Source organism: Alkalihalophilus pseudofirmus OF4 (genome assembly GCF_000005825.2).
Lineage (GTDB): Bacteria > Bacillota > Bacilli > Bacillales > Bacillaceae_D > Alkalihalophilus > Alkalihalophilus pseudofirmus.
In genome coordinates this window covers 2,906,167-2,925,928 of sequence record NC_013791.2, presented here as the reverse complement: position 1 = coordinate 2,925,928, position 19,762 = coordinate 2,906,167, and the positions used below count along the sequence as shown (strand labels likewise).

Annotated in this window: 19 protein-coding genes, 1 pseudogene and 1 other annotated feature; of the genes and pseudogenes, 17 read left to right on the top strand and 3 right to left on the bottom strand. The window is 40.9% G+C overall.

What is annotated here, in order from left to right; genetic code table 11:
• The first annotated feature begins 311 nt into the window (after positions 1 to 311).
• The gene (gene thrS, locus BPOF4_RS14775) at positions 312 to 2,243 is read left to right on the top strand and encodes a threonine--tRNA ligase (RefSeq protein WP_012959997.1); all 1,932 of its coding nucleotides are present in this window, start codon (positions 312 to 314) and stop codon (positions 2,241 to 2,243) included.
• 149 nt (positions 2,244 to 2,392) lie between these two features.
• Here the strand turns inward: thrS and BPOF4_RS22540 are convergent, their stop codons facing one another.
• Positions 2,393 to 2,569: a hypothetical protein gene (locus BPOF4_RS22540; protein WP_218959095.1), complete on the bottom strand. Its 177-nt coding sequence runs from the start codon at positions 2,567 to 2,569 to the stop codon at positions 2,393 to 2,395.
• Positions 2,420 to 2,546: a sequence feature (ribosomal protein L20 leader region), on the top strand. Its footprint overlaps the gene before it by 127 nt.
• 77 nt (positions 2,570 to 2,646) lie before the next feature.
• On the opposite strand from BPOF4_RS22540, the gene infC reads away from it, so the two are divergent.
• The 5 genes from infC (at position 2,647) to BPOF4_RS14750 (ending at position 4,768) form a co-directional block, all read left to right on the top strand.
• Positions 2,647 to 3,150: a translation initiation factor IF-3 gene (infC, locus tag BPOF4_RS14770; RefSeq protein WP_012959996.1), complete on the top strand. Its 504-nt coding sequence runs from the start codon at positions 2,647 to 2,649 to the stop codon at positions 3,148 to 3,150.
• A gap of 40 nt (positions 3,151 to 3,190) precedes the next feature.
• Complete coding sequence (gene rpmI / locus BPOF4_RS14765) at positions 3,191 to 3,391, top strand: 50S ribosomal protein L35 (protein ID WP_012959995.1); 201 nt, start codon at positions 3,191 to 3,193, stop codon at positions 3,389 to 3,391.
• A 36-nt stretch (positions 3,392 to 3,427) separates the two neighbouring features.
• Entirely contained in the window at positions 3,428 to 3,787 is a 360-nt protein-coding gene (gene rplT / locus BPOF4_RS14760; RefSeq protein WP_012959994.1) for a 50S ribosomal protein L20, read from the top strand.
• An 84-nt stretch (positions 3,788 to 3,871) separates the two neighbouring features.
• On the top strand, positions 3,872 to 4,135 hold the full coding sequence (locus tag BPOF4_RS14755) for a DUF1294 domain-containing protein (RefSeq protein ID WP_012959993.1): 264 nt from the start codon (positions 3,872 to 3,874) through the stop codon (positions 4,133 to 4,135).
• Between the two features lie 57 nt (positions 4,136 to 4,192).
• Entirely contained in the window at positions 4,193 to 4,768 is a 576-nt protein-coding gene (locus BPOF4_RS14750) for a TVP38/TMEM64 family protein (protein ID WP_012959992.1), read from the top strand.
• A gap of 35 nt (positions 4,769 to 4,803) precedes the next feature.
• Here the strand turns inward: BPOF4_RS14750 and BPOF4_RS14745 are convergent, their stop codons facing one another.
• On the bottom strand, positions 4,804 to 5,184 hold the full coding sequence (locus BPOF4_RS14745; RefSeq protein ID WP_012959991.1) for a hypothetical protein: 381 nt from the start codon (positions 5,182 to 5,184) through the stop codon (positions 4,804 to 4,806).
• Between the two features lie 126 nt (positions 5,185 to 5,310).
• Between BPOF4_RS14745 and BPOF4_RS14740 the strand changes: the two genes are divergently transcribed.
• Both BPOF4_RS14740 and BPOF4_RS14735 read left to right on the top strand, forming a co-directional pair.
• Positions 5,311 to 5,817, top strand: a complete 507-nt coding sequence (locus BPOF4_RS14740; protein ID WP_012959990.1) for a dUTP diphosphatase — start codon at positions 5,311 to 5,313, stop codon at positions 5,815 to 5,817.
• Positions 5,818 to 5,925: 108 nt separating this feature from the next.
• Positions 5,926 to 7,011: a M42 family metallopeptidase gene (locus tag BPOF4_RS14735; RefSeq protein ID WP_012959989.1), complete on the top strand. Its 1,086-nt coding sequence runs from the start codon at positions 5,926 to 5,928 to the stop codon at positions 7,009 to 7,011.
• 237 nt (positions 7,012 to 7,248) lie between these two features.
• Here the strand turns inward: BPOF4_RS14735 and sspI are convergent, their stop codons facing one another.
• Positions 7,249 to 7,455 (bottom strand): small acid-soluble spore protein SspI, encoded by a 207-nt coding sequence (gene sspI / locus BPOF4_RS14730; RefSeq protein WP_012959988.1) that lies wholly within the window; start codon positions 7,453 to 7,455, stop codon positions 7,249 to 7,251.
• 124 nt (positions 7,456 to 7,579) lie between these two features.
• Between sspI and BPOF4_RS14725 the strand changes: the two genes are divergently transcribed.
• The 9 genes and pseudogenes from BPOF4_RS14725 to BPOF4_RS14685 all read left to right on the top strand — a co-directional run bounded on the left by BPOF4_RS14725 (position 7,580) and on the right by BPOF4_RS14685 (position 19,566).
• Positions 7,580 to 8,335, top strand: a complete 756-nt coding sequence (locus BPOF4_RS14725; protein ID WP_041822494.1) for a TrmH family RNA methyltransferase — start codon at positions 7,580 to 7,582, stop codon at positions 8,333 to 8,335.
• A 402-nt stretch (positions 8,336 to 8,737) separates the two neighbouring features.
• On the top strand, positions 8,738 to 9,772 hold the full coding sequence (pheS, locus tag BPOF4_RS14720; RefSeq protein WP_012959986.1) for a phenylalanine--tRNA ligase subunit alpha: 1,035 nt from the start codon (positions 8,738 to 8,740) through the stop codon (positions 9,770 to 9,772).
• A gap of 16 nt (positions 9,773 to 9,788) precedes the next feature.
• A complete protein-coding gene (pheT, locus tag BPOF4_RS14715; RefSeq protein WP_012959985.1) occupies positions 9,789 to 12,215 on the top strand; it encodes a phenylalanine--tRNA ligase subunit beta in 2,427 nt (808 codons plus the stop codon).
• A gap of 73 nt (positions 12,216 to 12,288) precedes the next feature.
• Positions 12,289 to 13,698: a phospholipase D family protein gene (locus tag BPOF4_RS14710; RefSeq protein WP_012959984.1), complete on the top strand. Its 1,410-nt coding sequence runs from the start codon at positions 12,289 to 12,291 to the stop codon at positions 13,696 to 13,698.
• Between the two features lie 245 nt (positions 13,699 to 13,943).
• A pseudogene (gene zapA / locus BPOF4_RS14705) lies at positions 13,944 to 14,192 on the top strand (cell division protein ZapA); the annotation flags it as partial.
• A 100-nt stretch (positions 14,193 to 14,292) separates the two neighbouring features.
• Positions 14,293 to 14,838, top strand: a complete 546-nt coding sequence (locus BPOF4_RS14700; protein WP_012959982.1) for a CvpA family protein — start codon at positions 14,293 to 14,295, stop codon at positions 14,836 to 14,838.
• Between the two features lie 114 nt (positions 14,839 to 14,952).
• A complete protein-coding gene (gene polX / locus BPOF4_RS14695; protein WP_012959981.1) occupies positions 14,953 to 16,668 on the top strand; it encodes a DNA polymerase/3'-5' exonuclease PolX in 1,716 nt (571 codons plus the stop codon).
• 33 nt (positions 16,669 to 16,701) lie between these two features.
• Positions 16,702 to 19,068 (top strand): endonuclease MutS2, encoded by a 2,367-nt coding sequence (locus tag BPOF4_RS14690; RefSeq protein WP_012959980.1) that lies wholly within the window; start codon positions 16,702 to 16,704, stop codon positions 19,066 to 19,068.
• An 81-nt stretch (positions 19,069 to 19,149) separates the two neighbouring features.
• Positions 19,150 to 19,566, top strand: coding sequence for a DUF350 domain-containing protein (locus BPOF4_RS14685; RefSeq protein ID WP_012959979.1), 417 nt, complete (start codon positions 19,150 to 19,152; stop codon positions 19,564 to 19,566).
• The last annotated feature ends 196 nt before the right edge of the window (positions 19,567 to 19,762 follow it).

Genomic DNA, 19,762 nt, shown 5'->3' with positions numbered 1-19,762 from the left:
GAAACAACACTTTGGATATGAATGGTTATGATGAGGACAAGAGGCATTATATATGACTTACAGAGAGGGAGGCATTCGCTGCAAGCTTCCTAGCTCATATTAGTGACCTTACCACCTCTGAACTGCGCAGGGAAACACGTATGTGGATTAACTAGCGCCGGCGCACAGCCGTTATCTTGTATGATGAGTTGCTGCACTTGCAATGTTTATTTGCTGCAGCGTAACAAGGGTGGAACCACGAACTACACTCGTCCCTTCTATGATGAAGGGACGAGTGTTTTTTATTTACACAAAAAAAGGAGTCGAGAAGAATGGCAGATGTACTAAAGATTACATTTCCAGATGGTGCGGTAAAGGAGTTCCCTAGAGGCACGACAACAGAAGACATTGCGGCATCTATCAGCCCTGGTCTTAAGAAAAAAGCGTTAGCTGGAAAGCTTAATCATACATTAGTTGACTTACGTACACCTCTAACTGAAGACGGAGAGATAGCAATTGTCACTCAAGATTCAGAGGAAGCACTGGAAATCATGCGCCATAGTACGGCACACTTAATGGCACAAGCTGTTAAACGCCTGTTTAAAGGGGTAAAGCTTGGAGTCGGCCCTGTGATTGAAGGCGGTTTTTACTATGATATTGATTCAGAAGAATCGATTACGGCTGAAGATCTGCCGAAGATTGAAAAAGAAATGAAGAAAATCATTGCAGAAAACCTTGAAGTAATACGTGTGGAGTTAAGCCGCGGGGAAGCTATTGTTCGTTACAAAGAAGTTGGTGATGAGTACAAATTAGAACTGATTGAAGCGATCCCTGAAGGGGAAAGCCTTACTATTTATGAACAAGGGGAATTCTTTGATCTATGCCGAGGCGTGCATGTCCCTTCAACAAACAAAATTAAAGAGTTTAAACTGTTAAGTCTGGCAGGCGCATATTGGCGCGGTGACAGCAAAAACAAAATGCTTCAGCGTATTTACGGAACGGCATTCTTCAAAAAGGCTGATCTAGAGGAACATTTACGCTTGCTAGAAGAGGCTAAGGAACGTGATCATCGTAAACTTGGCAAGGAGTTAGGAATTTTCGCTCTTTCACAAAAAGTAGGACAAGGCCTCCCGTTATGGCTGCCAAAAGGAGCAACTGTTCGTCGTGTAATCGAGCGCTACATTGTTGATAAAGAAGAGCGTCTTGGCTATCAGCATGTGTACACGCCGATTTTAGGAAGCTCTGAACTTTATAAAACATCAGGCCACTGGGATCACTATAAAGATGACATGTTCCCTGTTATGGAGCGCGACAATGAAGAATTCGTTCTTCGTCCAATGAACTGTCCTCACCATATGATGGTATACAAACAAGACATGCGCAGCTACCGCCAGCTTCCATTGCGTATTGCGGAACTTGGCATGATGCACCGTTATGAGATGAGCGGTGCTGTATCAGGACTTCAGCGTGTACGTGGAATGACGTTAAACGATGCTCATATCTTCTGTCGTCCTGACCAGATTAAAGAAGAGTTCTTGCGCGTTGTGTATTTAATTCAGGAAGTCTACAAAGATTTTGGCTTAGATGATTATAAATTCCGTCTATCTTATCGTGACCCTGAAGATAAGGAAAAGTATTTTGATGATGATGCGATGTGGGAAAAAGCGCAAAGCATGTTAAAAGAAGCGATGGATGAGTTGGATGTGGATTATTATGAAGCAGAAGGTGAAGCAGCGTTTTACGGCCCGAAATTAGATGTGCAGGTTCGTACTGCCTTAGGCAAGGATGAAACATTATCAACGGTTCAGCTGGACTTCTTATTACCAGAACGATTTGACTTAACGTATGTTGGTGAAGACGGCCAGCAGCACCGCCCTGTGGTCGTTCACCGCGGAGTTGTTTCTACGATGGAGCGCTTCGTTGCCTTCTTGCTTGAAGAGTACAAAGGAGCATTCCCAACATGGCTTGCGCCTGTTCAGGTACAAGTTATACCAGTATCGCCTGATGTGCATCTTGACTACGCGAAAAAAGTTCAAGACGCACTTCAACAAGCAGGTGCCAGAGTAGAAATTGATGAGCGTAACGAGAAGATTGGATATAAGATACGTGAAGCACAGATGCAAAAAATTCCTTACATGCTCGTACTAGGAGATAAGGAAATGGAATCTGGTGCTGTTAACATCCGTAAATACGGAGAGCAGGCTTCAGAATCAAAAGAACTTCAAGCATTTATTTCTGATTTAGCCGAAGAGCTGAAAAAATAATCTTTTTGTGTCAATGAGGGAGTAGAAATCATTTCAATTATTTTCTACTCCTCTTAAAATAAAAAAAGGATTGCAAAGTGACTGGACATTCGTTAAAATAACGAAGTCGGACATATTGTGTTGACACCGCAAAAAGGATTATGCTATAGTTATCTAGGTAATCGAATAGAAGGACACAAAGCAAGCAGAAGCGCCCGCTTCTCACCTGATTGACGCATGAAGCTGTTGCCAGGTATGATGGGATTCATTTTTAGTAAATGACCGAAGTGTGGGCGTATTGTGCGCCCGCACTTTTTTTCATGAATCGGTGCATGTTCTGTAATCATTTTTGATGAACAGTTATGCTTATAAATTGCTTTGATCCGCGAAAATCCTTTGGAGGTGGCTCATTATTAGTAAAGACATGTTGGTCAATGAAGGGATTCGTGCCCGTGAAGTACGACTCATTGGAGCGAATGGCGATCAAATTGGAGTCAAGTCAAAACAAGAAGCGCTTGAAATGGCGCAAAATGTAAATCTTGATCTCGTATGTGTTGCACCTGCTGCGAAACCACCTGTGTGTCGCATTATGGACTACGGTAAATTCCGTTATGAGCAACAAAAGAAAGACAAAGAAGCACGTAAGAAACAAAAGGTCATCAACGTTAAAGAGGTTCGCTTGAGCCCGACGATTGAAGACCATGATTTCAACACGAAGCTTCGCAACGCTCGTAAATTCCTTGAAAAAGGAGACAAAGTAAAAGCAGCGATCCGTTTCCGCGGTCGTGCGATTACTCACTCTCAAATAGGAAGAGTAGTATTAGAGCGTCTTGCAAAAGAATGTGAAGATGTTGCTGTCATTGAAGCTAAGCCTAAGATGGAAGGTCGTAGCATGTTCCTTATCTTAGCGCCTAAAACTGAAAAGTAACATCGACTAGCTTGAAGAAGATTAAAGGAGGACCTTAGTTATGCCTAAAATGAAAACTCATAGAGGCGCTGCGAAGCGTTTTAAAAAGACTGGATCTGGAAAGCTTAAGCGTGCGCACGGCTTCACTAGTCACTTATTTGGTAACAAGTCTCAAAAGCAAAAGCGTAAGCTACGTAAGTCTGCTATTGTACACTCTGGAGACTTCAAGCGTATTCGCTCAATGTTAACGTACAAAAAATAATTGATTCGTTCGGATGATTAAAAGGAGGGAACTTCGATGCCAAGAGTAAAAGGCGGTTATGTCGCTCGTCGTCGTCGTAAGAAGGTATTAAAGTTAGCAAAAGGATATTTCGGTTCTAAACACTTATTATTCAAATCAGCACAAGGACAAGTAATGAAGTCCTTACTATATGCTTACCGTGATCGTCGTCAAAAGAAACGTGATTTCCGTAAACTTTGGATTACACGTATCAACGCAGCTGCTCGTATGAATGGTCTTTCATACAGCCGTTTAATGCACGGACTTAAGCTTGCTGAAATCAACGTAAACCGTAAGATCCTTGCTGACCTTGCAGTGAACGATGCTGAAGCATTTGCACAATTAGCTGAAAAAGCTAAGTCAAGCCTAAACGCATAAAACAATGAAAAAGCGCGGCATTCTTGCTCGCGCTTTTTTTTATGAATACATAAAAGGTTACTAAAATAGAGGTGAGTCGATATAATGGAGTGGTTCATATATTTGTTGCTCATTAATATTACGTCTTATCTAGTGATGGGATACGATAAACGGCAAGCAATAGCTAAAAAAAGACGTGTATCTGAGAAAAATTTATTTTTATTAGCCCTTATTGGCGGCGGCGTTGGTATGTATATTGGGATGAAGGAATACCGTCACAAAACGAAGCATCGTACATTCACAGCTGGAATTCCTATCATTATAACCATTCAAATTATAGGAGTCGTTTTCATCATCCTGGGTCGTTAAACATATACTATTTAATAGACGCTAACGAAATGATATACAAAGAGAGGGGGAGCTTGCATGAATGAATTTTTAGATCGTTCGCTGTTATTTATTGAACAAAGCGGCTGGCTGGCTCCACTCTTCTTTATTTTGTTGCATGTGTTCAGACAAGCGTTTTTTATTCCCGTATTAATTGTTTGCTTGATTGGTGGATATCTATTTGGAACGCTGTATGGGTCGATTTATTCTATTATTGGTTTGACAGCTGTAAGTGTAGTATTCTATGGATTAGTGCGAATTGCTCCAGGACTTAAAAGAAAGCTGACGAATATTAAACAACATTTCTTTAAAGGACGCCAAGACTGGAACCTGCCGCAAATGATGATTATTCGAATGATGCCTTTGGTTCATTTTCATGTCGTTTCACTTTATTTAATTGAAACATCAAAAGGATTAAAAGAATATACAAAGAAATCATTTCTAGTCAGTATCCCTCCAGCAATATTATATACAGCCTTTGGCGATATGATTCATGAGCTGCCTTTAGCAGGAACGATCGTATTTGCTGGGTTCCTGCTTCTATTATTTATGCTTTTTAGAAAGAAACAATCAAGTATGAGCTGGGAAGAGTTTTTCCAGACGAAAAAACCGTAGCATTTCCATAGTCAATGGAATGGTACGGTTTATTTTTATCTTTTCAGAAATTCTTTAATCGGGCTCTTCCATTCAATTTTTGCATTAGGGTATCTAAGTCTGATATCCTCTTCAATAAACTCGAAATCTTCACGATGCAGCCCTTTTAACCGCTCAGTATCTCTTGCCCAAATATAGATCGAAACAATTTCAAACGATTGCTCCGTCGTCCCTAAATATTTTTCCCCTTCAAACATAACTCCTTTGTAAGTAAGTAAAAAATTCTTTCTTACATTCTTTTCTTCATCTAAAAAGAAATACTGTCTGCGATCATGAGCTTGTTCAAGTTTCCTTCTTGGATGAAATACATATTTAATAGCGGAATATACAATAAACGCAATGGCGATAAGCAGTAGTAATCGAAATAAAATAACCATTTCTAGAAGCCCCTTTCGTGCGGGTTTTTTGTCTACTTACTAGTTTATACGAATCAGCCCTTCTTTGGTTGCAAAATGATGAAAAAAAATTGGTATAATAAATAAGAATGAATAGGAGTGATATGCATGATGAAGGATAATAATTTAAATGTAAAGCAATTATTTCAAACTCAAAAAAATCTTAATGACCGTATTTTAGAGGAGCATAATCTGACTGGGCATGACCTTTTTCAAGAGAAGCAGCTTGCATTTCTTGTGGAATTGGGAGAACTAGCAAATGAGACAAGATGCTTTAAGTATTGGAGTAAAAAAGGACCGGCTGAGAGATCTGTTATTTTAGAAGAATATGTTGATGGTCTTCACTTCGTTTTAACGCTAGGATTGTCTTTAGGGTATACCACTTTTGCAACGGATGAAAATGGTCAAGCCGAGCGAACGCTTACAGAACAATTTTTATATGTAATGGAATCCACTCATCATTTGAATAGAAATCGAAATGAAGAGGATTTTCATATGCTCACGGCATCATTTATGAAACTTGGTGACATGCTTGGGTTTAGCGGCCAAGAGATTGAACAAGCGTATTTTGAAAAAAATAAAGTGAACCATGAAAGACAAGATCAAGGCTATTAACATTCTTTCGAAATAATTTGAGTTGCGAAACAATTTCATTTATACTAGTCGTATAGTACATACTAGTTATGGGTGAGCATGCATACCCATTGAAGGGGGAAATACATAATGACAAAGCTTGATGAAAAGTTGCAAATGCTAAAAGATTTGACGGATGCAAATGGGATTCCTGGTAATGAAAAAGAAGCTCGTGATGTGATGTCTAAATACATCAGCCCTTTTGCAGATGAAGTAACGACTGATGGGTTAGGAAGCCTTGTTGCTAAAAAGGTCGGATCAGAAGCTGGTCCTAAAATTATGGTAGCGGGACATCTAGATGAAATTGGTTTTATGGTCACAAGTATTGATGATAAAGGCTTCCTTCGCTTTCAAACAGTAGGCGGCTGGTGGGAACAGGTGATGCTTGCACAACGCGTTACGATCATGACAAAGAACGGTAATATTCCAGGGGTTGTCGGTTCAAAGCCACCGCATATTCTGCCTGCAGAAGCTCGTCGCAAGCCTGTTGATAAGAAGGATATGTTTATTGATATTGGTGCGACAAGCAAAGAAGAAGCAATGGAGTTTGGTGTTCGCCCAGGTGATTCTGTTGTGCCTGTATGCGAGTTTACGGTGATGAAAAATGAAAAGTTACTAATGGCAAAAGCATGGGATAATCGTATCGGTTGTGCAATTGCGATTGATGTATTACGTGAACTAAAAGATGTAGATCATCCAAATACAGTATATGGTGTAGGAACAGTTCAAGAGGAAGTTGGGTTACGCGGAGCCCGCACATCAGCTCACCTTATTGAGCCTGATATAGGCTTTGGTGTGGATGTAGGAATTGCTGGAGACACGCCTGGTGTCACAGAAAAAGAAGCATTAGCTAAAATGGGAGAAGGTCCGCAGATTGTATTGTACGATGCTTCAATGATCTCTCATAAAGGCTTGCGTGACTTTGTAGTAGATACAGCTGATGAACATAACATCCCGTATCAATTTGACTCTATGGCTGGCGGAGGCACAGATTCTGGTGCGATTCACTTAACAGCTAACGGGGTGCCGGCTCTATCGATTACGGTGCCTACCCGCTATATTCATACACATGCTGCGATGCTTCACAGAGATGATTATGAAAACACAGTAAAGTTAATTGTTGAAGTCATTAAAAAGCTTGATAAAGAAACGGTAGAAGCCATTACGTATAATTAAGACCTAAGATAAAATCCAGTCGGCCGCGGCTGGATTTTTTTATACACAGATCATACAGTAGCAGAAAGGAGATCACTCGGGTGGATAAGAACAAATGGACATTCTGCTTTAAACTTATCGTCATTTTTGCCTCATTATATTTGCTAGCTGGTATACTTGCTCCCTTGTTTAGAATGTAGCACAAGGGAATGGCATAAAAAAAGCATGAGTGAACGTCATCACTCATGCTCTCGTGTGTTATTGCAATCCTTGTGAAATTTGCTGGCAAAGCTGATCTTTTTCCTGCTCGTTCGCATTTTTCCAATACACTTCAAATAATACACCTAATCCAGGAAGCATCTTTTCTTCGCCTTTTTGGATCGCATCAACAATGGTTGCTTCTACTTCTTCCTCACTGCTGCCTTGAATATTAGCCATAATCGCTCCACGTAAATTAAAACCCACCTGAAACCACTCCTTTAATATGGAAATAAATTTCTTGCTTGCATTAGTATGTCACAAGCCGGACTGGATTATGAGCAAGAAAATCGGTATGATGTTAATAGAGATGAACGTAAAGGAGAAAAGCATGAAACGAATCGATTCTGTGAAAAATGAACAAGTAAAAGGCTGGAAGAAGCTGCATACAAAAAAAGGCCGTGATAAGGCAGGAAGATTTCTTATAGAAGGTTTTCACCTTGTGGAGGAAGCCCTAAAAGCGAAGTTCCACATAGAAGTTATTTTAATGACGGAACAAACGGTGCTGCCGCTTACTTGGGAGGTCTATGAAAATGACATCATTATTGTCAGTCCACAAGTGTTAAAAGAAATATCTGAAACAGAGACTCCTCAAGGCATCGCTGCGGTTTGTGCCATTCCAGCGCCCCCGTCTATGACTACATTAAGCGGACAGTTTTTATTAATCGACCGAGTTCAAGACCCAGGGAATATAGGCACGATGATCCGTACAGCGGATGCAGCAGGTATGACAGGTGTCGTACTAGGAGAAGGAAGTGTTGACTTATTTAACAGCAAGGTGATTCGTGCTTCTCAAGGATCCATTTTCCATATGCCTGTTATACGAGGCTCACTGATCGAATGGGTTGAAAAGTTAAAAGAAAAAAACATCCCTGTGTTTGGGACGTCTTTAACAGAAGCAAGTTCTTATACAGCGATTGAGCCGCAGCCTGAATTCGCTTTGATTGTTGGGAATGAAGGAGAGGGCGTGCAAAGCGAGCTGCTAGAGGGCAGTGATCAAAATATCTACATCCCTATATATGGACAGGCAGAGTCTTTAAATGTAGCAGTTGCGACAGGCATCCTGCTTTATTATTTAAAAGGCTAGGATGAGATATAGAGGATAGTCGCTTTTCGTTAACGAACGGTTGCATAAGCACTTAGAATTATCTATAATATAGAAGCAATTAAATAAGGGATATGCGACGAAAGAGAGTAGTACGTGTTAGACCGCCAAAAAGGGAGGGAATGCCTTGACTGAAAGCATTTCTATGGTAGGAATCACTGAATTCACTCTGGAGCAGACATCGGAGGGCAGCAGATTTTTCTGGATGTTAAGATGTTCCGGCAATGTGCCGTTATGACAATGAAGAATGTAATGAACAATTGTTGATTACAAATTAAGGGTGGTACCACGGTCTTCGTCCCTTTTGCGGGAGGCGAAGGCCTTTTTTTGCGTTCGTATTAGAACGACATACTATAGATGATTGGTAAAAAAGGAGGAATTAGCATGCGTGAGCGTTTACAAGAGCTTAAAGAGCAAGCATTAGCACAAGTGACTGAAGCACAAGATGTGAAAGCGTTGCAGGAAGTCCGTGTTGCTTATCTAGGTAAGAAAGGGCCTATTACTGAGGTACTTCGCGGCATGGGTAAATTATCAGCTGAAGAAAGACCGCTGATCGGCCAAATGGCAAATGAAGTCCGGGATGAGATTAAATCTGCGATTGAAACAAAAGAGGTGGCGCTAGAAACAGCGGCTGTAGAAGCGAAATTAGCGAAGGAAAGCATTGACGTGACTCTTCCAGGTCGTCCGCAAAAAACAGGAGCGCGCCATCCACTAACGGCTGTAGTTGAAGAAGTGGAAGATGCCTTTTTAGGACTTGGGTTTTCTGTAGCGGAAGGTCCAGAAGTGGAGACAGATTATTACAACTTTGAAGCACTAAACCTGCCAAAGGATCACCCCGCACGTGATATGCAGGACTCTTTCTATTTTACAGATGAATTATTACTAAGAACTCATACTTCGCCGGTACAAGCTCGTACGATGGAGAAGTTTGAAGGAAGAGGACCAGTGAAAATTATCTGCCCTGGTAAAGTATTCCGCCGTGATGATGATGATGCAACACATTCTCATCAGTTTATGCAGATTGAAGGGTTATTCGTTGATAAAAATGTACGCATGAGTGACTTGAAGGGTGTGCTTGAAGCCTTTGCACAAAGCTTCTTTGGACCTGATCGCAGCATTCGTTTGCGTCCAAGTTTCTTCCCATTCACAGAGCCTTCTGTTGAAGTAGATGTTTCTTGTGGAATGTGCGGAGGAGAAGGCTGCCGCGTATGTAAAAACACTGGATGGATTGAAGTGCTAGGAGCAGGGATGATCCATCCGAAAGTTCTTGAAATGAGCGGTTTTGATTCAAAAGAATACAGTGGATTTGCTTTTGGAATGGGTGTAGAGCGATTAGCGATGCTTAAATATGATATTGATGATATTCGTCATTTCTATACAAATGATGTACGCTTTTTAGCGCAATTTAAACGGGTGTAAGGAGGAGAAGTGAATCATGTTAGTTTCTTATAAATGGCTGCAAGATTACGTAAAAGTAGATGATGTGACACCAAAAGAAATCGCTGAAAAAATGACACGCGGCGGAATTGAAATTGATTTTGTTCATGAATTGAATCAAGGAGTGCGCGGTGTGGTCGTAGGGTATGTCCGTTCATGTGAACAGCACCCAAATGCAGATAAATTAAATGTCTGCCAAGTAGATATCGGAGAAGAGGAACCAGTTCAAATTGTCTGCGGTGCAAAGAATATAGCAGCAGGTCAATATGTAGCGGTAGCCAAAGTTGGGGCAGTACTTCCTGGCAACTTCAAAATTAAAAAGGCTAAACTTCGCGGTGAGGCGTCTCACGGTATGATTTGTTCACTTCAGGAACTAGGAATTGAGAGCAAACTTGTACATAAAGATTTTGCAGAAGGTATTTATGTATTCAAGGAAGAGGTTGAAGTAGGGGCAGATGCTCTTGCTCTCTTGAATTTAGATGATACAGTGTTAGAGCTTGATCTTACACCGAACCGTTCAGATTGTTTAAACATGTTAGGTGTCGCGTATGAGGTTGCTGCACTTTATGATCGTGAGGTAGAGTTACCTGCTGTTTCCCTGCAAACTAATGACGAGCATGCCTCAGATTACATTGATGTAAATGTGGAAAATACCGATGACAACCCTTATTACGGTGCAGCAATTATAAAAGATGTAAAAGTAGGGCCATCCCCGTTATGGCTGCAAAACCGTCTGACAGCTGCTGGAATTCGTCCAATCAGCAATGTGGTTGATATTACTAACTATGTGCTGCTTGAATATGGTCAGCCGCTTCATGCCTTTGATTATGATAAGTTTGGATCAAAAGAAGTAGTGGTTCGCCGTGCCCGTGAAGGCGAGAAAATGATTACACTTGATGAGGCAGAACGAGCGCTTAGCACTGATCACCTTCTTATTACAAATGGAGAGAAACCGATGGCCATTGCTGGAGTTATGGGCGGCCAAACTTCAGAAGTAAGTGATGAAACGACTACCATTCTTCTTGAAGCAGCCTACTTTAATCCGGCTGCAGTGAGAAAAGCTTCTCGTGACCTTGGACTACGCAGTGATTCAAGTGCTCGCTTTGAAAAAGGCGTAGACCCGAGCCGTGTAAAAGCTGCCGGAGAACGCGCTGCAGCCCTTATTGCGGAACTATGCGATGGTACCATTGTATCTGGTGTGGTGGAGTCTGATCAATTAAACAGAGAAGAAGTACAAGTGCATCTTAACTTACCACGCATGAATAATCGTCTAGGTACAGACATCTCAAAAGCAGATGTGGAGGGTATTTTTAACCGTCTGCAGTTTACGTATGAGGATCAAGGAGAAACCCTTGTGATCAGTGCTCCGACTCGCCGTGGTGATATTCAGATTGAGGAAGATTTGTTTGAAGAAGTGGCAAGGTTGTACGGTTATGATACGATCCCAACGACATTGCCTGTAGGAGCAACGACTCAAGGAGCATTAACACCTTATCAAGCAAAACGCCGCCGCGTTCGCCGCTACCTTGAAAGCGTGGGTCTTACTCAAGCGATTACGTATTCATTAACAAGTCCTAAAAAAGCAGAGGGATTTGCAGAGGAGTCTCCGGCAGAAACAGCTGTACGTTTAGCGATGCCGATGAGTGAAGACCGCAGCACAATGCGCACAAGCTTAATCCCGCATTTATTTGATGTGTTAACCTATAATCTTAACCGTAAAAATCAAGATCTTCATTTGTATGAAGTTGGATCGATCTTCACAAGTGAGGAAAAGGTGCTGACAAGCCAGCCGGTAGAGCGAGAAATGGTAGCAGCAGCATTTACGGGGTTATGGCTTGAACATCCATGGCAAGGCGAGAAAAAGCCTGTAGATTTCTTTGTAGTAAAAGGAATTGTCGAAGGATTATTTGCTGAATTCGGGTTAGAAGATCAGGTAAGCTTCAAGCAAGCAAAGCGTCCTAAAATGCACCCAGGCCGTACGGCTGTGATCATGCTGAATGATGTAGAAGCAGGATTTATCGGTCAAGTCCACCCTTCTACTGAAAAAGAAGAGGACTTGCGTGAAACGTATGTCTTCCAGCTTGATTTAGAAATGTTATTAAACGTTGATGTTGAAGATGTGGTGTATCAAGGCCTGCCAAGATTCCCGTCCATCCAAAGAGATATTGCCCTTGTAGTAAACAGTGAAGTACAAGCAGGGGAAGTTGAAAAACTGATCAGCCAAACTGGAGGATCTCTCTTGCGCTCTGTTCAGTTATTTGACCTTTATCAAGGTGAGCATATGGAAGAAGGCAAGAAATCATTAGCTTTCTCATTAACTTACTTAGATCCAGAAAAAACGCTGACGGATGAAGATGTTACTCTTGTCCATGAAAAAGTGCTGGAGGAACTGCAAGCACAAATCGGAGCTTCTTTAAGATCTTAATATAAGTGGTTTGAACCCCCTGCCTAAAAGGAAAAGATAAGGCAGGGGGTTCTTTTAAATTGGTTGAAGGAGAGTGGCATCACTGAAAAAGCGTTATGGACTTATTGTAATATTATCTATTCTAGTTATCGTTACACTTTATGGGATCTACCGTCCGCTTCCTGAAGGGGTTTCTTATGAAAGTGACTCTTATTACGTGAATAATATAGATTTTTTATACGATTTAACGTATCAAAAGGATGGTCTCATCCAGATGGAGCATGAGATTTTCACAGCAATTGAAGAGGCTGTAAGTGAAGCTGAAGAGTTTATCGTATTTGATATGTTTTTGTATAATGACTTTTATGATCCAGAGCTGGATTTCCCCCCTCTTAGCCAGCATATGACAGATGTATTAATTGAGAAAAAACAAGCAGAACCTGATATTGAAATGCTTGTGTTATCAGATGAAATTAATACAACGTATGGCTCGCATAAGTCACAGCATTTTGAGCAGCTGCGTGATGCAGGGATTGATGTGGTTGTTGTTGATGTAACGCAGCTGCGTGATTCAAACCCTTTATACTCAGGCATTTGGAGAACCTTTATACAATGGTTTGGTCAATCAGGCAGCGGCTGGCTTCCTAATGCCTTTAGTCCGGAAGCTCCAGACGTGACATTAAGATCTTATTTAAAGCTATTTAATGTAAAAGCAAATCATCGTAAAGTAGTAGCAACAGAGAAAACAGCGATTATTTCTTCAGCAAATCCTCATGATGCCAGTGCTTATCATTCAAATATTGCTATTCAAGTAGATGGGCCGATTATTGATGAGCTTGTGTACACTGAAAATGCTGCAAGCGAATTTTCAGATGGTCCGACAATTGATGTTGAAGCTCGTCCGGCAGAAGAAGGGGAAGCAGAAGTTAGGGTGATTACGGAAGGCAGAATATATGAACGTACGTTAGAGTTAATAGAGGAAGCAGAAAGCGGAGATGAGCTGTGGTTTGCAATGTTTTACCTATCTGACCGCGACGTTATTAACTCCCTCATTGATGCTTCAAACAGGGGTGTTCAAGTACGCTTAGTGCTAGACCCTAATAAAGATGCGTTCGGACAAGAAAAGGTGGGCTTGCCAAATCGTCCGGTAGCAGCGGAATTACTAGAAGAAGGTCAAATCGAGGTTAGATGGTACGATACGATTGGCGAACAATTTCATCCAAAATTAATGGCAAGAATAACTGAAGATCAAACTACTGTTATTGGAGGATCAGCTAACTTTACAAGCCGTAACTTACGCGACTATAATTTAGAGACAAACCTATGGGTAAAGGCACCGAATGAGCAGGAATTCTCACAAGATATCACCAGCTATTTTGAGCGGGTGTGGAACAATGAACAAGGGCATTATACAGTGCCGTACGAAGAATATGAAGATAATACAACATGGCTGACGAGGTTCTTATACCGCATGCAAAAAATTACAGGCTTAACAACTTATTAAGATGCGATCAACCACTGCCGCAAGACTCGGCAGTGGTTTCTTTGAAACCTTTCTTTTTTTTCCAATAGAAGAAACTAGGATATTTCCATCAACCCTTCTTCGTGTTATGATAAACGGAGGATTTTGTCGGCTTTGTATACCGTTTGTGTATAATGGTATAGAAGACACTGTGCATAATGCTTTAAAGTATTGTGCAAGTTGAGTGAATAAATGAAGGAACAATGTCGAGATAGGAGGCTTCTTTTGTGTCTAAGAAAAAAGAAAAGCAACGGACAACTGTTTCAATCTATGGTCAAAACTATACGGTTGTCGGTCAAGAATCTCCGGCACATATAAAAGAAGTGGCGCAAGAGGTTGACCAAAAAATGAGAGAAATAAAAAAAAGAAATCCTTATTTAGATACAACGCGTCTTGCTGTACTAACAGCTGTAAATGTAGTGGATGAATGTAAAAAGTTACAGTTGAGATTAGAGCAAGAAATAACCGAGCGAGATAAATCAGATTTAGGTCGAAGGGAATTAAACCGATCCGAACCAAGTCGATCTGAATCAAACGAAACAAAGGGATCAAACCGTACGACAGGAGACGAATAATATGTTGAGCTTTCTTATCCTTCTACTCTTATTAATGAGTTTCTTTATAGGACGTAGACGTGGACTTATTTTGCAGCTGATTCATCTAGTTGGATTTATAGTATCCTTGTATGTGGCTTATACTTACTATCAAGAGGTCGCATCCTATATCCAGCTATGGATTCCATATCCTCAATTTTCACAAGACAGCACTGTAGGAATGATTATTAATTCCTTTAATGGCGAGAGCGTGTATTACTCTGGGATTGCTTTTGCTATTCTATTCTTTGGAACAAAAATTCTACTTCATATTGTAGGGTCAATGCTAGATTTTGTAGCACATCTACCAATCTTAAGATCAATTAATCGTTTACTAGGAAGCATTTTTTGTTTTGTAGAAACCTACTTAATTCTATTTATTCTGCTGTATGTGGCGGCATTGCTGCCGGTTGATTTGGTACAAGATCAATTGCAGCGCTCGATTGTTGCTCAAACAATGATGAATTACACGCCGTTTTTATCTGATTGGATCCGTGACTTATGGATTCGAAATGATTTAGGGGCATAAAACGAAGAGGTCTGACCGAAATGGTTAGACCTTTTTCTATGATTGCTTGAATTCTTGATTTTACCTGTTAGAAATCGGTATGATGGTGAATAGGAGAAAGGAACGGTGAGTGTATTGAACAAAAAAGAGGTTATTAAAACACTGGAGACCATTGCGATTTATTTAGAAATTAAAGGGGAAAACCCGTTTAAGATATCTGCCTATAGAAAAGCAGCCCAAGCTCTTGAGACTGATGAGCGGACACTTGATGAAATTGAAGACCCTGTAAAGTTAAACGGTATTGGAAAAGGGACTGCCGAAGTCATTAACGAGCTTAAGGATACAGGAGAGTCCACATTATTAAAAGAGCTAAGTGAAGATGTCCCGGCAGGTTTAATTCCATTGCTAAAAGTTCAAGGGCTGGGCGGTAAAAAGATCGGCAAGCTCTATCAAGAGCTGGGGGTTGTAGATGCCGCCACATTAAAGCAAGCGTGTGAAGATAAAAAAGTACAAGCTTTAGCTGGGTTCGGCAAAAAGACGGAAGAGAAAATTTTGGTGGCGCTTGAAGAGGCTATGACAAGACCGGAACGACTGGCTCTTCCTTTAGTATTGCCGGTTGCTGTATGGGTTGAAGGGCAGCTTGCGCAAATGTCAGATATTGAAAAGTATTCTAGAGCCGGCAGCTTACGCAGGCTTCGCGAAACGGTGAAAGACCTTGATTTCATCATTGCAACTAATAACCCTGCTAAAGTAAGAGAGCAGTTAGTGTCACTTGAAGGAGCGGGGAAAGTGATTGCAAACGGCGACACCAAGGTCTCGTTAGAAATCGAACAAGAATTCCCGATCTCAGTTGATTTCAGATTAGTGAAGCCAGAGGAATTTGCTACGACGCTTCATCATTTTACTGGCTCAAAAAATCATAATGTGAAAATGCGTCAGCTTGCAAAAAAACGAGGCGAAAAGATTAGTGAATACGGGGTAGAAAATAGTGAAACGGGTGAAGTGAAGACATTTGAAGATGAAGAAGCTTTTTTTGCCCATTTCGGTCTAGCCTACATCCCGCCGGAAGCTAGAGAAGACCAAGGTGAGGTTGAGTATTTCGAGTCGGAGAAAGAGTATGTCGATTTAGAGCATATCCACGGAGATCTCCATATGCATACGACGTGGAGTGACGGAGCCAATTCAATTCAAGAAATGGTAAAAGCAGCTCAAGCTAGAGGGTATGATTATATTGCAATTACAGATCACTCAAAGTATTTAAAGGTGGCAAATGGGTTAACGGTAAAACGCCTTAAAGAGCAGCATGAAAAGATTCGTGAACTGAATCAGCAATACGAGGATTTTACGATTTTCACCGGTATTGAAATGGATATTCTGCCTGATGGAACGCTTGACTATGATGATTCTATTTTAGCAGAAGTAGATTTTGTGATTGCCTCGATCCACTCTTCTTTTTCACAAAAACAAGAGGTGATTATGGATCGGTTGAAAACGGCTTTAACGAATCATCATGTGGATTTAATTGCCCATCCGACCGGTAGAGTACTTGGCAGACGAAAGGGCTATGACGTTGATCTAGAAGCTCTTATTCAATTAGCAAAAGAAACGAATACGGCTCTTGAGCTGAATGCAAATCCGAACCGTCTTGATTTAGCGGCCGAATGGCTCAAAAAAGCTGCTGAAGCAGGAGTTGTTCTTTCAGTAAATACAGATGCTCATCATATAGATGGGTTAACTGATATGAAATATGGTGTGGCGCAAGCAAGAAGAGCGATGCTGAAAAAAGAACAAGTACTGAATATGTGGGGCGTAAAAGAAGTGAGGGCATTTTTAAATCGCCATGACAACTAAAGATATAAAATGGTTTTATAAAGGAGTAAATAGATGGAACGTGTATTAAGGGTATTAGAATACAACAAAATGAAGCAGCAGCTGCAAGAACATGTGGCCTCTTCTTTAGGCAAGCAGCTTGTTCATACACTTAAGCCGCATGTGGACCTAGAAGACGTTGCACGCAGCCAAAAGGAAACGTCTGAGGGGGCTACTGTTTTAAGATTAAAAGGTCACGTGCCTCTAGGTGGTATTTTTGATGTGACTGCACATGCGAAGCGAGCGCAGATTGGCGGAGCATTGGCTGCTGGTGAATTAATTGAAATTGCGAGTACCATTTACGGAGGCAGACAATTAAAGAAATTCATTGAGACGATGGTCGAAGAAGAAGAACTTGAACTGCCTCATCTTTATTATTACACACAACAAATAGAGCCTTTAACGGATGTAGAACGTGCGGTCAAACAATGCATTGATGATAATGGACATGTGCTGGATTCTGCAAGCCCGGCCCTTAGAACGATTCGACAGCAAGTAAGAAGTTATGAGTCATCGGTCAGATCGAAGCTTGAAAGTATCACACGTTCTTCTAACACTCAGAAAATGCTCTCAGATGCGATTGTAACGATTAGAAATGACCGCTTTGTTATTCCAGTAAAACAAGAGTATCGCAGTGCTTTTGGCGGGATTGTACATGATCAATCTGCTTCTGGAGCAACCCTTTTTATCGAACCGCAGGCAATTGTTACTATTAACAATCAATTGCGTGAAGCAAAAGTAAAAGAAGCACATGAGGTTGAGCGGATTTTAGCAGAGCTGTCTGCCCTCATTTCAGAGCATGCAGAGGCAATTTTAATTAATCTTGAGCAATTAGCTCAGCTTGATTTTATCTTTTCAAAAGCTCATTATGCAAAACGAATTAAAGCAACAGCCCCGCTGCTTAATGATCGTGGCTACATTCATTTGAAAAGAGCAAGACACCCGCTGCTGGCTGATGAGGAAGTTGTTCCGATTGATGTGATCCTCGGAGACGAATACCGTTCATTAATTATTACAGGACCAAATACGGGCGGTAAAACGGTCACTTTAAAAACAGTAGGACTCTTAACATTAATGGCTCAATCAGGATTGCATGTACCGGTTGACGAGGAATCTGAAGTAGCCGTATTTAAGCAAATATTTGCTGATATCGGTGATGAGCAGTCAATTGAACAAAGTTTAAGTACGTTCTCAAGTCATATGACAAATATTGTGGACATTTTAGGTAAGGTTGACTTTCAAAGCCTGGTCTTATTTGATGAGCTTGGTGCAGGGACAGATCCGACAGAAGGTGCTGCACTAGCGATTTCTATCTTAGATGATGTGTATAAAAGAGGGGCATGTGTTGTTGCGACCACCCATTACAGTGAGTTAAAAGGCTATGCATATAACCGAGAAGGGGCAATGAATGCAAGTGTTGAATTTGATGTAGAAACACTGCGACCAACTTATCGTTTACTTATAGGAGTTCCTGGCCGCAGTAATGCCTTTGCCATTTCAAGACGGCTTGGCCTTGATGAGCGCATTATCGAATCAGCGAAAGAACAAATCGATAGTGAAACGAATCAGATTGAAAATATGATTGCCTCTTTAGAGACAAGCCAAAAATCTGCTGAATCTGAATGGGCAGAGGCAAGCGAGATCAGGAAAAAAGCTGAAACATTAAGAAATGAGTTAATGGCTCAAATAGAACAATTAGAAGAACAAAAGGAACGTGTCTTAAAAGAAGCCGAAGATAAAGCGAAAGCTGCAGTTGAGTCTGCTAAAGAAGAAGCCGAATTTATTATTGGTGAACTAAGAGAAATGCAAAAAGAAGGCCTGAATGTTAAGGAGCATCAATTAATTGATGCAAAAAAACATTTAGAAGAAGCAGCACCAAAACTGACGGCAAAGCAAAAGAAAGTGAAAAAGGAAGCTGCGAGAGCGAAAGCGAAGCAGACAATTAAAGCCGGCGACGATGTTAAAGTATTAAGCTTCGGGCAAAAAGGGCATGTCATTGAACAGGTCAATGAGAAAGAATATAACGTTCAAATCGGCATTATGAAGATGAAAGTCAAAGCAGATGACTTACAGCTCTTAGATAAACCAAAACAAGTAGAGACAAAACCTCTTGCTACTGTCAGAGGCAGCGAGCATCATGTGAAACCTGAACTTGATCTTCGCGGAGAGCGGTATGAAGATGCTATGTTAAAGGTAGAAAAATATATTGATGATGCGCTATTGGCTGGTTATCATCAAGTGTCAATTATTCATGGGAAAGGGACAGGTGCTCTCAGAAAAGGAGTTAAGCAATTAGTGAGTAAGCATCCAAGAATAAAAGCAGCTCGTGACGGCGGGATGAATGAAGGCGGTCTTGGCAATACGGTGATTGAATTAAAATAGACCTTTGAAAAAACGTGCTTGTAGAGATTGAACAGGTTATAAGTAATTGACTAGAGTTAGAAACGAGTGAAGGAGAATAGGATGGAGTCTTTTTTCGAGCTTGAATTAATCAAGACTGCGGCATATTACAGTGTTTCCTTGCTAGCGCTAATCGTCTTTTTAGCTGTATTTGAAACGGTAACGAAATACAAAAACTGGGATGAAATCAAAAATGGCAACATTGCAGTGGCACTTGCAACTGGAGGAAAGATCTTTGGTGTAGCCAACATTTTTAGGCACTCCATTGAACACTCCGACTCACTTTTAATGATGCTAGGATGGGGAGTACTTGGCTTTGCGCTGTTGCTTTTTAGTTATTTTATATTTGAATTCTTAACGCCAAGCTTCAAAGTGGATGAAGAGATTGCTCGCGATAACCGTGCTGTTGGCTTTATCGCGATGGTGATTTCAATTGGTCTGTCTTATGTCATAGGAGCGAGTATTATAAGCAGAAGTTAAAGGGGAGAAGGTACGTTGGAAACGTTAATGAAAATATTGTATGTATGCTGCGGGGCGTTCATTTTAGCGGGTATCATTTACATGATGTTCTTTGCAGCTTCATAAAATAGATAAAGGCTGTGCGGATGTATTTTGCACAGTCTTTTTTATCGGATAAATAAGAACTAGGAAAAAAGTTCAGAAAATTTTAAAAAAA

Bases quoted from the DNA above. Each gene is read 5' to 3' on its own strand.
- pheT (WP_012959985.1), top strand. From the start codon at position 9,789: ATGTTAGTTTCTTATAAATGGCTGCAAGATTACGTAAAAGTAGATGAT.
- pheS (WP_012959986.1), top strand. From the start codon at position 8,738: ATGCGTGAGCGTTTACAAGAGCTTAAAGAGCAAGCATTAGCACAAGTG.
- BPOF4_RS14725 (WP_041822494.1), top strand. From the start codon at position 7,580: ATGAAACGAATCGATTCTGTGAAAAATGAACAAGTAAAAGGCTGGAAG.
- rplT (WP_012959994.1), top strand. From the start codon at position 3,428: ATGCCAAGAGTAAAAGGCGGTTATGTCGCTCGTCGTCGTCGTAAGAAG.
- infC (WP_012959996.1), top strand. From the start codon at position 2,647: ATGTTGGTCAATGAAGGGATTCGTGCCCGTGAAGTACGACTCATTGGA.
- BPOF4_RS14750 (WP_012959992.1), top strand. From the start codon at position 4,193: ATGAATGAATTTTTAGATCGTTCGCTGTTATTTATTGAACAAAGCGGC.
- BPOF4_RS14690 (WP_012959980.1), top strand. From the start codon at position 16,702: ATGGAACGTGTATTAAGGGTATTAGAATACAACAAAATGAAGCAGCAG.
- rpmI (WP_012959995.1), top strand. From the start codon at position 3,191: ATGCCTAAAATGAAAACTCATAGAGGCGCTGCGAAGCGTTTTAAAAAG.
- BPOF4_RS14755 (WP_012959993.1), top strand. From the start codon at position 3,872: ATGGAGTGGTTCATATATTTGTTGCTCATTAATATTACGTCTTATCTA.
- BPOF4_RS14685 (WP_012959979.1), top strand. From the start codon at position 19,150: ATGGAGTCTTTTTTCGAGCTTGAATTAATCAAGACTGCGGCATATTAC.
- BPOF4_RS14745 (WP_012959991.1), bottom strand. From the start codon at position 5,184: ATGGTTATTTTATTTCGATTACTACTGCTTATCGCCATTGCGTTTATT.
- thrS (WP_012959997.1), top strand. From the start codon at position 312: ATGGCAGATGTACTAAAGATTACATTTCCAGATGGTGCGGTAAAGGAG.
- BPOF4_RS14740 (WP_012959990.1), top strand. From the start codon at position 5,311: ATGATGAAGGATAATAATTTAAATGTAAAGCAATTATTTCAAACTCAA.
- BPOF4_RS14735 (WP_012959989.1), top strand. From the start codon at position 5,926: ATGACAAAGCTTGATGAAAAGTTGCAAATGCTAAAAGATTTGACGGAT.
- BPOF4_RS22540 (WP_218959095.1), bottom strand. From the start codon at position 2,569: ATGATTACAGAACATGCACCGATTCATGAAAAAAAGTGCGGGCGCACA.
- BPOF4_RS14700 (WP_012959982.1), top strand. From the start codon at position 14,293: ATGTTGAGCTTTCTTATCCTTCTACTCTTATTAATGAGTTTCTTTATA.